Below are 14,567 nucleotides of genomic sequence, written 5' to 3' on the forward strand. Positions count from 1 at the left end.
AATAATAATCTTCACGTGAATAATGCATAAAGATTATTCTATATCATTAATAATGAACTTAATGATAGGTGTTATTTATTTAACATAATGGTGGTTATGCGAAATGCATTAAGTTAAAACAATATAAATCAATAATTTAAACAATTTCAAAAAACCAAAAAGCCTCAAAAAGGCCGACTTTGAAACATGTCGGATTTTTTATGCTCAATTCTGGAATCTTTCGCCAATAAAAATTGGCTAATTTTTGCATTTTTTACACTTTTGTATGAACAAAAAGCGATGCAAGTATGAAAATTGAGTTTTCATGGGATGAGCATAAAGCACAAATCAACCTCAAAAAGCATGGTGTAGCTTTTGAAGATGCAACATTAGTTTTTTATGATGCTCATACCCTATATAAACAGGATCGCTTTGAGAATGGTGAATATCGTTGGCAGGCGATAGGTATCGTACATGGACAAGCGGTTTTATTGGTTGCCCATACGGTATAAGATCATAATGGGATTGATCATATTCGCATTATTTCGGCACGACAGGCAGAGAAAAAAGAGAGGAAACTGTATGAGCAAAACCGTTACTTACAAAATGGATTTGAATAATCCTCCTGTCTTGTCTGATGAGCAAAAGGCAAGACTTGAAGCATTAGCTAAACGTCCAGATAGTGAAATCGATTTTTCAGATATTCCTGAACTTGACGAAAGCTTTTGGAAAAATGCTGTTCAGAATCCTTTCTATAAGCCAACTAAGCAAGTTACAACTGTTCGTATTGATTCAGACGTTATGCAATGGTTAAAGGCTCAAGGTAAAGGCTATCAGACACGTATGAACAAAATTCTTCGGGATGCAATGCTGAAAGAGTTAAAGAATCATCAATAGAAATGGGAGCTATATGCTCCCATTTCTGAATTTCGTATAAGGTGTATTATTTTAATTTTAGAAAAACTGTAAAGTATCTACAAAATCTGTGGCTATTCATATCAATAATTAAAGTCTAAATATATTATTCTTAGCATGGGTATAAAACTCAAATAAAAGAAGGGAATCTATGAAGTTCAAAGTTTTAAAATTAAGCATATTGAGTTGCTCATATTTTCTTACTTTACCTGTTAGTGCTGAACCTTTAGATACTCAAACTGCAACAGAACGCCTTGAACAATTAAGTCATGCAGTTGCGCAAGGTTCTTACAGCTTAAAATCAAATGAAGTAGACAGTGATAAATCAGATTCAAATCAACAGAATGCTGCTCCTCTTCTCACTTCCCGTAAAGAAAGTGCGCGTAAATATGAAATAAAACCAAGTACATATTACTATGAAAAAAAAACTACATATCACTCCGACTTCAAACCACCAACTTGGTTTGTTAATTGCCATAAAAAGAAATTTGACAACATGAAAGTCTGTTCAATGTCTTCAAAGGACTTATGGGTATTTCTTATCAACGGTAAATACAGTGTCAGTGTAGGGTCTGACAATTACCCAAGATCAAGAGGAGGTCTTAAAATTGATAATGGCCCCGCAATATACGGATATGAAGGTGAGCTTCCTAAGCCTTTAAGCGTTATAGAAAGACTCAAGAAGGGTAAAGTTGCTTATACTCGCTATCAAGAATGGCCTAATCAATACAATACTGATGGTGAAGTTAATCTGAAAGATTTCAATCAGTATTTCAATCAAATGTTGAGCGAATATAAGAAGCTTTGATTTCAATTTTTTATGAGTATAGTCCATTGAATACGATAAAAAATAACCCTCGACGTTCGTACCTGATTCAATCAATACATTTAAAAAATAATGAGTTATAGTTATTATTTTGATATATCATAATCTTCATGACTATCGACTGACCGATGCAAGACTTTAAAATGACTAATATTAGAAAATTGATTGCACCCCTTTTGATTTGCACTTCCTTATTAGGAGGTTGTAAAAACCCTTTTGAATCAAAGGATAAAGGTGTGGAACAGCTAAATGAAATTGAAAAGCGTTGGGATGATGCTATAGATGTCGCATCTTCAACTGCTCGAATAGCTTTACCAACCCCAGTAGCTAAATTACAAGATATCAAACGAGATTTGGGAAGCATTGAGTTAAGTGATTGTTTAAAACCTGCTCGAGAAGCACTCAATGATTATATGGATATAAAGATTAATGTTTTTCTTCAATTTATGGCTGATCAAGAGCCTACAAAATTTGGATCTGATGACAAATTAATTAAATATTTCTCTATTAAAAAAGAGTGTGCAGCTGATCAAGAGCCTAAAAAGCCCTCTAAATTAGCAACTGAGGCTACAGCAGCTGAAGTTATTGCTAAAACAAAAGCGACATCAGATGCTGCCGTTATGAAGGCTGCAAAGGAAAAAGGAATGAGTGTAGCTGAATTTGAGGCTATGGCAGCAGCATCAGAAGCTACAGCAGCGGCATCAGAAGCTATGGCAGCAAGTCACTAAGTGTTACGATTTGAGTAATTTGATAAATGAAAATAAAGAACCACCACAATTTTTTTGTAGTGGTTCTAAGTGATTAACTAATCAAAGGTTGTATAAATTGTATCAGTTGAATTAGATCTGCAAACAGACTAATTGCTTGAAGCAATATATTGCCTAAACTGTTGTAAACATACATTTATTTTCCCATCCCTTTTATATCTGCGAAAAGCAGATACAGGGAGTGACAATAAGCTTTTGTTCATCTTAGATATGCAGGTTCGGCTTCTATAAAAGACAAAATTGAATTTTAATATCAATCGGTTTACATTGAAGGCTTTTCTGGGCTTCAGTACGTTATCAAGTCATTCTCGAGTTGTGGAAGATGAGAAAATGATTAGGTAAGAGAAACTAAATGAATCGCTTAAATGATATTGAAAGCCGTGATGCTCAACGAGATATTGGTGCTGAGCTACTGATGGCTGTAGATGAAATGCTGGCAAATACACCGTAAAAACTCACACCATTACGCAGACAGATGTTGCCTTGGCTCGACAAAAATCAGAGTTAAGTCAGCGCCAGTTTGTAGATACCTTGGGTGTATCTGTGCGCACATTGGAAAGCTGGGAACAAAGTGTACGTAAGCCATCTGATTCTAGCTAAAATAGTGAACACAGCATCTCTTTAAACTACATGTAGTAGACATGTAATGTAGCGTGGTAAAAGATGTTGGTTTTTAAATGTTATTAGATTATAGCAAGTATACAGATTTTCTAGTTTTGGAATTAATAACTATTACTGGTTAACTTTAAATATCAAACACGTTGGTGAGAAATGAAACTAAAAACCCTTCTAAGCGCATTATGCATTCTATTTTCAAGTACAGTCTATGCAGATTCTCTTGAGCAGGAAAAAATAAATTTTGTTAAAAAAGTATATGAAGATCAATTAAATGAAGATTTGATGGGAGTTGATGTATTAAAGTTGCATGCATCTAAAGAATTGCGCCTATTAATTCAGAAACGAGATGCTATTGCTGATCTTCATGAGGGAGAGATGTGTGGATGGGTACGACAAGTGCTTATTCCGGGCAATGATCATGATGTCCGTGCTAATAAAATAAAATACTCAGTATTATCAAATGGACTGGTGCGTGCGCAGGCTAAAAATTTCGGAGAAAGCTTCCATGTAGATTTGGATATTAAATGTGATGCTCAAGGATGTAAAATTACTGACATTTATGACCCAGGAAGCTATAAAAAAGAGCTAATTTCCATTGTGAAAAATGGTACATGTTGATAGCTGTTATGGAATAAGAAAATGCCAGTCAATTTCTTAACTGACTGGTATTACTCGAGTGCAAAGGTTTTTTACATTCAAAAAAATCAATTTATAACTAATATGATTCTAAAATAGCTGTGTATTAATTGTCACTCTTCACTTATTTCTTGGCACTGTTGCAAATAACTATTGATGATAAGCTAAATAGTTTTTAGCTAAAGGTTCAGTATATGAATCCTTTTCATGGTCGGCATTTTCAGGGCGAAATCATTCTTTGAACTGTGTTGCTGTATTGTAAATATGGCATTAGTTATCGTGAGCTGCGGGAAATGCTTCCGACATCTTGGACTGCTCTCCCAACATCTAAATAAATCAGATTTATTGGGGAGCCGATTTTTCATAACCTATGGCTGAATTATTCACGGAGACTAATCAAATCCGTGGAACACAACAATTAAAAGATAAGATATTGAAAAAATAATTACTAAGGTGGTTTCGTATAAGGTGTATTGTGTTAATTTTAGAGAAACTTAATTTTTAATATCCGTATAGCAGCCTTAAACAAAGTTACAGAGTTAGGCTGACCACATACCCAAGTTGTCACTTAAATTTGCTTAGCTTAGAGAAGCTTTATATTTAAAAGCTTTATGCAAAAAAGCCAAAAAGAATCAAAACCGTGTGTTAGGATTATGGAAATAATAGTCCCGTTTTTTGGTCTCTAAGATTTTTTTATAGAATATCATTAACTTAAGTCTTTATTCGTAACAGCGCTCTCAGGCCGATACAATTCTATCTTTCCCCCCATTTTTGGCTTTATACAGAGCTAGGTCAGCTCGTTTGATCGTATCTTTGTATGAACGATCTTCCGGCACTATAGCTGTCACCCCAATACTAGCTGTGACAACTGAACTGTCCACTGAAAACCGGCTTAACTCTTTTTTGGAACTGTCATGTATACGCTTGGCAAACTGAATTGCCTGCTCATGCTCAGTATTGGGCAAGGCAACCACAAACTCATCACCACCCAAGCGGCAGACACAATCAGTCTTCCGTAGTGTTGAGCGAAGAATGTTAGCTACTGCCCGAATCGCCTCATCGCCCACGTGATGCCCATTGCTGTCGTTGATTTTTTTTAGGTTATCAAGATCCAACATCAAGATGGAAGTTGGCACTGAATACCGTACGTATGACTCATAGTGTAGCGTCAACTCATGCTCCAGTTTTCTTCGGTTGAAAAGGCCAGTTAGCTGATCGGTATCGCCTAGTTCTCTCAGTCTGATTTCCAGGTCGTGTCGCTTTGAAATATTACTTGCGACCCAGAGCACCACATCTTCGTCGTCCACAGAAAAACTCAGTGCCTGGATGCGTCCTTCGAACCAAATCGGTTTTTCAGGGCCATGATCGGGTAGACCTTTTACATCCCTGTTGCTCAATTCGTACTCTTCGATGATTAGTTTTCCAGACACCAGTGCCCGGCCAATCTGTTCAAGAAACCAGTTGGCCTTATCAGGCTTGATTAAATCTGAAATATACAGACCAACGAGACCGGAACCATCGTGGTAATAGCGCTTATCACGACCACCAAACACCGCAACGTATTTTCCACTTCGGGACAGGATAAAGGCAGGGTCTGGTAATGTATCAAGAACTATGGACATCTGCTCAATGTTAATCATGAAGCACTTCTTCTGCTTGATTTACAATAATTAATACATTAGTCAATTAAAAATAAAATGCACGTATTTTTTCGCCAAAAGCTACTATTGGCTATTTGGTGGATACTGTTGCAAATATCTATAAACTGTTTGGCGACTAATTCCACACGCCTGCCCCAATGCTACTTTTGAAGTATATTTCCTCTATTGAACATAATGGTGATTATATTAAATTCTTAAATTTATTTAATTATCATAAAGATAAAATAATTTTTTGAATGTTATTCACCAATTAAAATGTCCTGTTTTTAAGCATAAGAGTCAAGCACAGGATTTAAATTTATTTGTTCAATGACAGCTTTCTGAGCTTTACGACTTGGCATACTTTTCTTGGATCGAGAATATTTATTCTGTTTTTCTAATTCTTCATGTTGTTGCTGGATATAGGCTAGCACAGAACCTAAACGCTTATTCTCAACGATTCCATTTTGCTGCACTCTCGATAGTTTATTAAAGATGCTGTAGTTAATTTTCCGCCCTTCATGCATGATGGCTACCGTTCCATCAGGGTAAAAGGCTAGAGGTTTGCCCTATTGCTCAATATAGGATCTGGTTGAAAGCATATAGTCAAAGGTCGTTTGGAATGCTCCCAGTATCCTAGATATCAGACAGTCTCAGGGTGAAGTGTAGCTAGGTCTGAATAGAGTTTTCGGTTTCTAAGCACTTTTTAAAGGGAATACCCTCGACTCAAATCTCTATTGACAACAGTGCCAGCTGAATGTAATTCATATTTTCCGAGAAACAGCAGTTGAAAAGTCAGTGCTGCAAGCCAGTATTGAAATTTTTATGGGAAATTACAAAGTTTAATCAATGCCTTAAAGTATGTATCATGATTCCTGAATAAAACCGAATTAATCATTCGTAAATCAATGTTTCATTTATGCTGAATGCAATTTTTAGCGGAATGAGTGATCTAAAGAAAGGAAAAAATCATGCGCGTATTATTGGTTGAAGATGATCTGATGATCGGTGAAACACTGACTGAAGCATTACAAGATGAGGCCTATACTGCGGACTGGGTGAAAGATGGAAAACATGCCATTTTAGCCATTGAAACCCAAGCCTATGATTTGATTCTACTCGATTTAGGATTACCCGAAATTGATGGTATGGGCGTTCTTAAAACCATTCGAAATTCCAAACTTGAAACGCCTGTATTGATTTTGACCGCGCGAGATGCGCTAAATGACCGTATCAAGGGACTCGATGCTGGAGCAGATGACTATGTCATTAAACCGTTTGAACTTGGTGAGCTGCTCGCCAGAATGCGAGTATTAATTCGTCGTTCACAAGGAAAAGCTGAAAATTTACTGACTGTGGGGAATTTAAGCCTAGACACGGCCAATAAGCGCGTAATGCTATCAGGCAAAACCGTGATTGATGTAACGGCTAAAGAATTTATGCTATTGACGACATTTATGCTATCTCCGGACAAAGTATTATCAAAAAACCAATTGGAAGACTCACTATATGGCTGGGGAATGGAGGTTGAAAGTAATGCGATTGAATTCCTGATCTACAATTTACGTAAAAAGCTTGGTCATCAAACCATAAAAAATGTGCGAGGGCTGGGTTGGTATATTACTCAGCAGATGGATGATGAAGGTCATGCTTGATAGTCAACCATCGTTACAATTAAAAAGAAACCGTTCATTATTACAGCAAGTGATCATATGGACGGTTGTAACGTTACTTATTTTGGCGATTTTGGCAGGTGGATTTGCATTTTGGAATAGTTATCGTCAAATCAGTAATTTTCAAAACGATAACCTCAAAAATATTGCGAATTTAATAGCTGACAATGAAAATCAAAATTTAAATCATAAAAGTTACAACAACTTGGCCCAAGATTCAGTGATAGAACCATTGTCCAAAAGCCAGCATTATCAATTATCTAATAATGACGATGGAATTAGTATTGACGTTTTTAGACTTGTTCAGCCTACTCAAGTTTCGACTGAAAAAAATACGCTCTTGGAGAATCACACCCACACTCAAATTCAATTCAACAAAAGTCCTTTGCAAAGTGATCGCTTAACATTTCAACAATTACAACATATTCCAAATGGCTTAAGCTCTCAGCAGATCTCTGGTGAAGAGTGGCGTGTTTATCGGCTAGATAAAAATAATGCGATTATTATTGTTCGACAATTAACTGATTTACAAGCTGATTTGGCTGAAAGTAGCGCTATACAATCTCTTGCGCCATTGCTTTTGGCTATTCTGGCTCTGGGGGCAATATTGCCTTTAATCATGTGGCGCATGTTTCATCCAGTCAAGGTGCTGGCAAATACGGTGATGCAACGTCAGGATTTTGATTTTAGTCCATTACCTTTGACAAACTTGCCTGATGAAATTTTACCATTCATGACCGCAATTAATCAGTTATTGGTACAAGTCAAAAATAATGTTGAGCAACAGCAACGGTTTATTGCAGATACATCGCATGAGTTACGTTCACCACTGACTGCAATCTCTCTACAGGTACAACGATTACAGCGTTTAGCAACAGATGATACAATTCGAGCAGGATTGGATAAATTGGCTTTAAGGGTTAAACGCAATCAAGATTTAGTTGAGCAATTACTCACTCTTGCACGACTAAATGCCAATCATGATCATATCCAACCAGTCGCTGTTCGTCCGCTATTAGAGCAAGCTGTTAATTTATTATTGCCCATTATTGATAATAAGCAGATTCAATTGGTTCTTGATATCAATAATTTTTCCCAGAATACTCACCATCAAGATGTTACGATCCATGCTGATGCTACAGCCATTTTATTGTTAATTAAAAATATTATTCAAAATGCGGTGCTATATACACCTGATGGTGGTCAAGTCAGTATTGCATTGAAATCTGTTGAAAACTGGCCAGATGTCTTAAAGTCCCAAAGTGTTTGTGTTATTGGGCCATCGCAACAAACGGCCTTTGATTTGCCTGCGAAACAAACCATCTTGCAAATTATTGATACGGGATGTGGAATTGATCAGGAACATTATCTGCAAGCTTTTGAGCCATTTGTCCGATTAAATTCCACGCAAGATATAACGGTTTACCGTTCTGATAATCTGGCAGTGAGCCAGGGACCAAAAGGTACTGGCTTAGGATTATCTATTGTAAAAACGGTCTGTGAACAGACTGGAATCTTACTATTTTTATCCTTGTCACAAGGTAGTGATTATAACTTAACCGTCAATCGGGGATTGTGCGTGACCTTAGTACTGCCCCAAGAGTGATTAATTAAATCTGGTTATCCATTAATCCCCGCTCTGAAGGGCGAGGTTTTACGGCTATACGGATAAAAAGTGTACATGACATCTCTTTGATAAGAGTCGCTAAGTTTCTGCTAAGTCTCAGCAACGTATCGTAACACCAACATTCGTTCGTTCGCGTTCAACTGACGTAAGCAGGAATTTTAAAAATGCGTACAATCAATCATAAAATGAATTCTGACCTTAACCGCTCAGACATTCCCTTAATCAATAAAGTTGCTGAAGTCACTTTTCTATTTTGGTTACTGAAAATTGTGGCAACGACCCTAGGTGAAACGCTAGGGGACTTTATTGCTCAAACATTAAATCTAGGTTATTTAACAGGAATCGCCATTACAGGTGTTGGTTTTCTGATTGTATTGGCTGTACAACTTCGCTTAAAAAAATTCATTCCTGTCGTGTTCTGGTTAGTGATTATCGGGACGACCACATTGGGAACAGAAATTTCAGATGCTATTGACCGTACCTTCCATCTTGGCTACACAGGAGGTAGTTTGCTCTTGTTCTCTGGCTTAGTGGCAGCCTTAAGTTTTTGGTATAAAAAATATCGTAATTTGTCAGTCTACCCAATCTATGAATTACCCAAAGAACTGTATTACTGGATCGCGATTTTGTTCTCAAACAGTCTGGGTACAGCATTCGGTGACTTTTTAGGAGACGCCTTGGGGCTGAGTTATTTACAAGGCTCAATGGTAACGGGGGGTATTATTGCGCTGGTTATTCTGTTGCATAAATTCTCCAAAGTGAATCATATCATTTTGTTCTGGATCGCATTTGTATTTACTCGTCCATTTGGCGCAACTTTTGGGGACTTCCTGACAAAACCGATGGCAAAAGGTGGGCTGGATTTGGGGACACTCAATGCATCATTGGTCGCTATAGCTATAATGGCAATATTAATAGTGTTGTCACACATTCAGCATAGCCGTAACTTGGCACAAAATGCAGATTTTCAAATTTTAAAAGATTAGCAGATCAAGGAAAATAAGATGTCATTAGAACCCTTCAATCTGCAACTTTTTTTGGCCATTAATGCTAGCCCCATGGCTCATTTATCAACGATTCATCTTGCGATTTTTATTGCCAATGATTTGTTATATCTGATACCGCTATTTTTGCTGGCTTACTGGGCTACTGGTGATCATATTCAAAAGCAAATTGCATTGAAATCAGTATGTGTAGCGTTGTTGGCATTAGGTGTTGCTCAAATTATTGGCCATGTTTATCCACATCCTCGCCCGTTTATGATGGGGATTGGTCGAACGCTTATTTATCATGTGCCTGATCCGTCATTTCCTAGTGATCACATGACATTATTTAGCTCAATCGCAGTCACTTTTTTACTGTCCCGTAAGTATTTAATTGGTTGGGTTATTTTTATAATGGCATGGATTGTAGCATGGGCACGGATATATATCGGTGTACATTTTCCATTCGATATGATTGGTGCGTTTATCTTGTCCATCAGCATTGCTTTACTAATGGAGCCAGTCTGGAAAAAAATTGGTGATCAATTTACTCAGCTATTCATTTATTTGTATGAAATGACTTTAGGGAGATTATTGAAGATCAATAAAGCAAATTAAAAAGTATCTTCCTGATCAGGAAACCTCACCTAAAAGTGAACATATCTTTTAGATGGGAATTAGCGCACTGTTGCAAATAGCCATTGATGATAAGCTAAATAATCTTTTAGCTAAAAGTTTAGTATATGAATCCCTTCCATGGTCGACATTTTCAGGGCGAAATTATTCTTTGGGCTGTGCGCTGGTATTGTAAATATGGCATTTGGGAGGGAATTAGAAGGCTAGAATGAATTAAGTGGTATCCGCTCAATGGGAAGCAGATACCGAGAAAAATAGATTATTGAATAAAACCAAGCTGTTTGCTGATTCTGTCCAAAACAGGTTGTTTCTTGGCTTGGAAAACAGTTTTATTGTCCTGAATCAGGTTATTGCCATGAGTATCAATCGAAATGATCAGTGGACCAAAGACTTTGACACGGTTAATCCATAAAGTTTCAGGCATGCCCAGATCTTGCCATTCTGCGCCTTCAATTTCTTCAACCAACGTGGCAGCCAGTACCGCACAGCCACCTGGGAAAATGGCATGTACAGCTTTATGTTCCTGACAGCCTGCGGCAGTTTCAGGCCCCATGCCACCTTTACCAACAATCAGTTTGACCCCAGTTTTAGCAATAAATTCGCGTTCGAATTTTTCCATACGCATACTGGTGGTTGGACCAATGGATACCATTTCAAAACGATCATCATCTTTTTTACGGACAATTGGGCCAGCATGGAAAATTGCGCCACCTTCCAAGTTCACTGGCAGTTCACGCCCTTGTTCAATCAGACGACGATGCGCAACGTCACGGCAGGTCACTAAACGGCCTGTCAAATACACCACATCACCGACTTTCAGGTCAGCCAGATCTTCATCACGAATCGGGGTTGTCAGGATTTTTTTCATAGTACAACTCCTTCATGTGACAGGATTTCATAAGACATGTCAGGGTTAATCCGGATTTTGCCGCGGCGGTGTGCCCAGCAACCTGTGTTGACTGCAACTCCAATGGTGGATGGATGGCGCGCAGAGGATTCAATATTAACTCCCATTACGCTGTTGTTGCCTGTTAAGCCCTGTGGTCCAATACCAATTTCATTGAGACCTTGTTCCAGCAAGTCTTCCATCAGTGCAGCACGCGGGTTATCGCTTTTTGAATCGACTGGACGCATGATGGCGAGTTTAGACAGACGTGCCGCGGTTTCTACGGAGGTTGATACGCCAACCCCAACCAAAAGTGGAGGGCAAGCATTTACACCACGCTCGGTGATCACATCCATCACAAATTCTGCAACACCTTCATAGCCTTGTCCTGGCATCAGGACTTTGGCAGCACCAGGAAGGGTACAACCGCCGCCTGCCATGTAGACATCAATGGTACAGGTATCGGTTTCTGGGACAATGCGCCAGTCCAGCCATGGAATTTGTGTGCCTGTGTTGGTTCCTGTATTTTTTTCGTCGAAGGTTTCTACAGCATTGTGACGTAAAGGACCTTTGCGGGTGGCTTCAGCCGTCGCTTCCTGCAAAATTTCCTGCAATTCACCGAGTAATGGAAAATGTGCACCTGCTTCAACAAAGTACTGGATCACGCCTGTGTCTTGGCAGCTTGGTCGGTCAAGTTTGTCTGCGGCTTCTTGATTGGCATCCATCGAGTCATAGATTGATTTGGCGAGCGGATTGGTTTCCAGTGTGCGTAGCTCGATCAATTTTTTGTTGACATCTTTCGGTAAGCGTTTACCAATATAGGCTGTGAATTTCGCCATGGTGTCCGTAAGGGACTGGATGGCAAGCTGTTTGTCCATGTGATACTCCTTTGACAAATCTGAAAAAATAGGTTGCTAGGCTTCGTTTGAAGCGTTGTTGGCATTCATCTTGGTTTTGTGGCTTGCACTTAAAATCAGGGTAAGTACCGTAGAGATAACGAGTAGCCCTGCAATGAAATACAATCCACCATTGAAACTGCCTGTCTGATCTTTAATCCAGCCAATCATCGCTGGTCCTGCAAAGCCGCCGAGGTTGCCAATCGAGTTGATGGTAGCGATTCCTGTTGCTGCGGCGGTACCTGACAGGAACATGGTTGGCATACTCCAAAGCGGTGGTTTTGAGCAGCTAATCCCGATATTGACGACACTCAGTGCAGCAATTAGCCCAAGCGCATTGTGGGTTTGGGCAGCAATCACTAGCCCTGCAACCGCAATCAGGCAAGCAAGCGCAACATGCCATGTACGTTCACCCGTACGGTCAGAGTGGCGTGACCATAAAATCATGGCAATAACAGAGAGAATGGGTGGAATGGCATTTAGAAAGCCGACGGTCATTGCCGATACGCCTAATTCTTTAATAATTTGTGGTGCCCAAATTCCGAGGGTATATAATCCTGCCGATGTTCCAAAATACACGCAGGCAAGGGCAAGAACTTTCGGGTTGGTCAAACCACGGATGATGCTGTGGTGTTCATGAGTCTGTTTTTGCTGATGCTCTTGTTGCATGGTCTGAATCAACCATTCTTTTTCATCAGCAGCTAACCATGTGGCTTTTTCTGGGCGATCGGTCATGTAGAAAAACACCACCACACCTAAAATCAGCGCAGGTACAGCTTCAATCAGAAACATCCACTGCCAGCCAGCCAAATTCATAAAACCGTGCATTTCCAGTAATGCTGCGGAAATTGGTGAGCCAATCGCGGTTGCAATTGGGGCAGCCGCCATAAATAAAGCAATCACACTTGCACGATAGCGCACAGGAAACCAATAGCTAAGGTACAAAATAATGCCAGGGAAGAAGCCAGCTTCAGCCACGCCAAGCAAGAAGCGCATGACATAAAAACTGGTCGAGCTATGTATAAAAGCCATACCACCTGCAATCAGTCCCCACGTGAGCATGACGCGGGCAATCCAGAGCCGTGCGCCAACTTTATGCAAAATAATGTTGGATGGGACTTCAAAGAGAAAATAACCTACGAAGAAAATCCCTGCACCAAAACCAAGAACTGAGGCACTAAAACCAAGGTCTTGTTTCATGGTCAGTGCAGCAAAACCAATATTGACCCGATCAATATACGCAATCAGATATAACAGCATGATAAACGGTACAATTCTCCACGTAATTTTGCGTAGTACCCGTTTCTCTAAATCCATATCCATGAGAAGAATTCTCCATTTTTCCTAAAGATTACCAATCGATACTTCATGATCGAATTTGACGAATGGCTTCCTTGTACCAAGCCGCATTCCTCTGCGACTTTTATTGTTGTGATGGGTACAAGGAGGTAACCTGAAGCCATAGTAGCGGCTTTGAAAAATAGAAAAATCGCGCTAAAGTTAAATCACTATTGCAAAAAACTGAATAATCATGAGTACGGATACAGAATTAGGATTTTTTTGTTTACTAATAAAACAGGGAAGCCTTGTTGCCACAGCACGGGAATTAAACCTGACACCACCCGCGGTTTCGCGGCGTTTAAACCAGATTGAACAACGCCTGGGGGTGCGCTTGCTGAATCGAACAACGCGTCGTATTAGTCTGACTCATGAAGGCGAAATTTATTATGAAAATGCACTGCGGATTTTGAATGAAATTGATGACATGGAACGACTGGTTGCCAGTAGTCGTGTTGCCCCGAAAGGCTTATTACGCATCAATGCACCTTTGGGCTTTGGTCGATCCTATATTGCGCCAGCGATTAGCCAGTTTGCCAAAATTTATCCTGATGTTGAAGTTCAGCTACATTTGAGTGATCGTCCAGTGACTTTGCCTGATGATGCCGTCGATGTCGTGATCCGATTTGGTGAACTGCCAGATTCACGTATTATTGCCAAGAAGCTGATAGCACATCGGCGTTTGCTTTGCGCTTCACCGATTTATTTAAAGAAAAATGGTGTACCGCAAGTTCCGCATGATTTAACCCTACATCAGTGTATTGTGCTGCGGCAAAATGATACGGCATATGGGAATTGGCGTTTTAATAGAGCAGCACAGCTTGAAACCATTAAAGTACATGGCAAGTTGAGCACGAATGATGGTGCAGTGGCACTCAATTGGGCGCTTGAGGGGCATGGGATTTTAATGCGTGCCGAATGGGAAGTTGCTAAATACTTGAAAAGTGGTCGCTTGGTGCAGATTTTAACAGAATATAATACTGCTCCCGCGGATGTGTATGCTGTGTACTTGGATCGACTACAACATTCTCCACGAGTATCGTATTTTATTGATTATTTACATGGATATTTAGAAAAATGTATTGATCAATTACAATGATTGAGTAATGTTCATTCCTATCTTTGTCAGAAAACTTGGCAACATAAA

14 protein-coding genes and 4 pseudogenes are annotated in these 14,567 nt (G+C 39.3%); 13 read left to right on the forward strand and 5 right to left on the reverse strand.

Annotation, left to right across the window (positions count from 1 at the left end):
• Nucleotides 1-287: 287 nt before the first annotated feature.
• From P255_RS13990 to P255_RS15405, 7 genes and pseudogenes are all read left to right on the forward strand, one after another.
• A pseudogene (locus P255_RS13990) lies at nucleotides 288-599 on the forward strand (BrnT family toxin).
• Nucleotides 562-876 carry a BrnA antitoxin family protein gene (locus P255_RS13995; RefSeq protein WP_004898359.1) on the forward strand — a complete coding sequence of 105 codons (315 nt, stop codon included), beginning with the start codon at nucleotides 562-564 and terminating at the stop codon, nucleotides 874-876. The pseudogene P255_RS13990 and the gene P255_RS13995 overlap by 38 nt, the downstream one beginning before the upstream one ends.
• 169 nt (nucleotides 877-1,045) lie before the next feature.
• Nucleotides 1,046-1,702, forward strand: coding sequence for a hypothetical protein (locus tag P255_RS15090; protein ID WP_004898361.1), 657 nt, complete (start codon nucleotides 1,046-1,048; stop codon nucleotides 1,700-1,702).
• A 146-nt stretch (nucleotides 1,703-1,848) separates the two neighbouring features.
• Nucleotides 1,849-2,448 carry a hypothetical protein gene (locus P255_RS15095; protein WP_004898363.1) on the forward strand — a complete coding sequence of 200 codons (600 nt, stop codon included), beginning with the start codon at nucleotides 1,849-1,851 and terminating at the stop codon, nucleotides 2,446-2,448.
• Between the two features lie 522 nt (nucleotides 2,449-2,970).
• Nucleotides 2,971-3,087 (forward strand): helix-turn-helix domain-containing protein, encoded by a 117-nt coding sequence (locus tag P255_RS15750; RefSeq protein WP_370664285.1) that lies wholly within the window; start codon nucleotides 2,971-2,973, stop codon nucleotides 3,085-3,087.
• Between the two features lie 171 nt (nucleotides 3,088-3,258).
• Nucleotides 3,259-3,723: a hypothetical protein gene (locus P255_RS15555; RefSeq protein WP_004898367.1), complete on the forward strand. Its 465-nt coding sequence runs from the start codon at nucleotides 3,259-3,261 to the stop codon at nucleotides 3,721-3,723.
• A gap of 212 nt (nucleotides 3,724-3,935) precedes the next feature.
• A pseudogene (locus P255_RS15405) lies at nucleotides 3,936-4,040 on the forward strand (IS6 family transposase); the annotation flags it as partial.
• Nucleotides 4,041-4,478: 438 nt separating this feature from the next.
• Here the strand turns inward: P255_RS15405 and P255_RS14020 are convergent.
• Both P255_RS14020 and P255_RS14025 read right to left on the reverse strand, forming a co-directional pair.
• Complete coding sequence (locus tag P255_RS14020; RefSeq protein WP_004898369.1) at nucleotides 4,479-5,381, reverse strand: GGDEF domain-containing protein; 903 nt, start codon at nucleotides 5,379-5,381, stop codon at nucleotides 4,479-4,481.
• 287 nt (nucleotides 5,382-5,668) lie between these two features.
• Nucleotides 5,669-5,932, reverse strand: a pseudogene (locus P255_RS14025) (ISNCY family transposase); the annotation flags it as partial.
• Between the two features lie 420 nt (nucleotides 5,933-6,352).
• On the opposite strand from P255_RS14025, the gene P255_RS14030 reads away from it, so the two are divergent.
• The 5 genes and pseudogenes from P255_RS14030 to P255_RS15410 all read left to right on the forward strand — a co-directional run.
• The gene (locus P255_RS14030) at nucleotides 6,353-7,036 is read left to right on the forward strand and encodes a response regulator (RefSeq protein ID WP_004898373.1); all 684 of its coding nucleotides are present in this window, start codon (nucleotides 6,353-6,355) and stop codon (nucleotides 7,034-7,036) included.
• Nucleotides 7,029-8,660: a sensor histidine kinase gene (locus P255_RS14035; protein WP_004898375.1), complete on the forward strand. Its 1,632-nt coding sequence runs from the start codon at nucleotides 7,029-7,031 to the stop codon at nucleotides 8,658-8,660. The genes P255_RS14030 and P255_RS14035 overlap by 8 nt, the downstream gene beginning before the upstream one ends.
• A gap of 185 nt (nucleotides 8,661-8,845) precedes the next feature.
• Nucleotides 8,846-9,667, forward strand: coding sequence for a COG4705 family protein (locus P255_RS14040; RefSeq protein ID WP_004898377.1), 822 nt, complete (start codon nucleotides 8,846-8,848; stop codon nucleotides 9,665-9,667).
• An 18-nt stretch (nucleotides 9,668-9,685) separates the two neighbouring features.
• Entirely contained in the window at nucleotides 9,686-10,282 is a 597-nt protein-coding gene (locus tag P255_RS14045; protein WP_004898379.1) for an undecaprenyl-diphosphatase, read from the forward strand.
• Nucleotides 10,283-10,407: 125 nt separating this feature from the next.
• Nucleotides 10,408-10,485, forward strand: a pseudogene (locus P255_RS15410) (IS6 family transposase); the annotation flags it as partial.
• Nucleotides 10,486-10,559: 74 nt separating this feature from the next.
• Here P255_RS15410 and ttdB read toward each other — a convergent pair.
• From ttdB to P255_RS14060, 3 genes are read right to left on the reverse strand one after another with little or no spacing between them, the layout of a single operon-like run.
• On the reverse strand, nucleotides 10,560-11,168 hold the full coding sequence (ttdB, locus tag P255_RS14050; RefSeq protein ID WP_004898380.1) for a L(+)-tartrate dehydratase subunit beta: 609 nt from the start codon (nucleotides 11,166-11,168) through the stop codon (nucleotides 10,560-10,562).
• A complete protein-coding gene (ttdA, locus tag P255_RS14055) occupies nucleotides 11,165-12,064 on the reverse strand; it encodes a L(+)-tartrate dehydratase subunit alpha (RefSeq protein ID WP_004898382.1) in 900 nt (299 codons plus the stop codon). Before ttdA ends, ttdB begins: the two co-directional genes overlap by 4 nt.
• A gap of 36 nt (nucleotides 12,065-12,100) precedes the next feature.
• Entirely contained in the window at nucleotides 12,101-13,405 is a 1,305-nt protein-coding gene (locus P255_RS14060) for an MFS transporter (RefSeq protein WP_004898383.1), read from the reverse strand.
• A gap of 208 nt (nucleotides 13,406-13,613) precedes the next feature.
• Here P255_RS14060 and P255_RS14065 point away from each other — a divergent pair, with 208 nt between their 5' ends.
• Nucleotides 13,614-14,519, forward strand: coding sequence for a LysR family transcriptional regulator (locus tag P255_RS14065; RefSeq protein WP_004898386.1), 906 nt, complete (start codon nucleotides 13,614-13,616; stop codon nucleotides 14,517-14,519).
• The last annotated feature ends 48 nt before the right edge of the window (nucleotides 14,520-14,567 follow it).

The organism is Acinetobacter brisouii CIP 110357, from assembly GCF_000488275.1.
Taxonomy (GTDB): domain Bacteria; phylum Pseudomonadota; class Gammaproteobacteria; order Pseudomonadales; family Moraxellaceae; genus Acinetobacter; species Acinetobacter brisouii.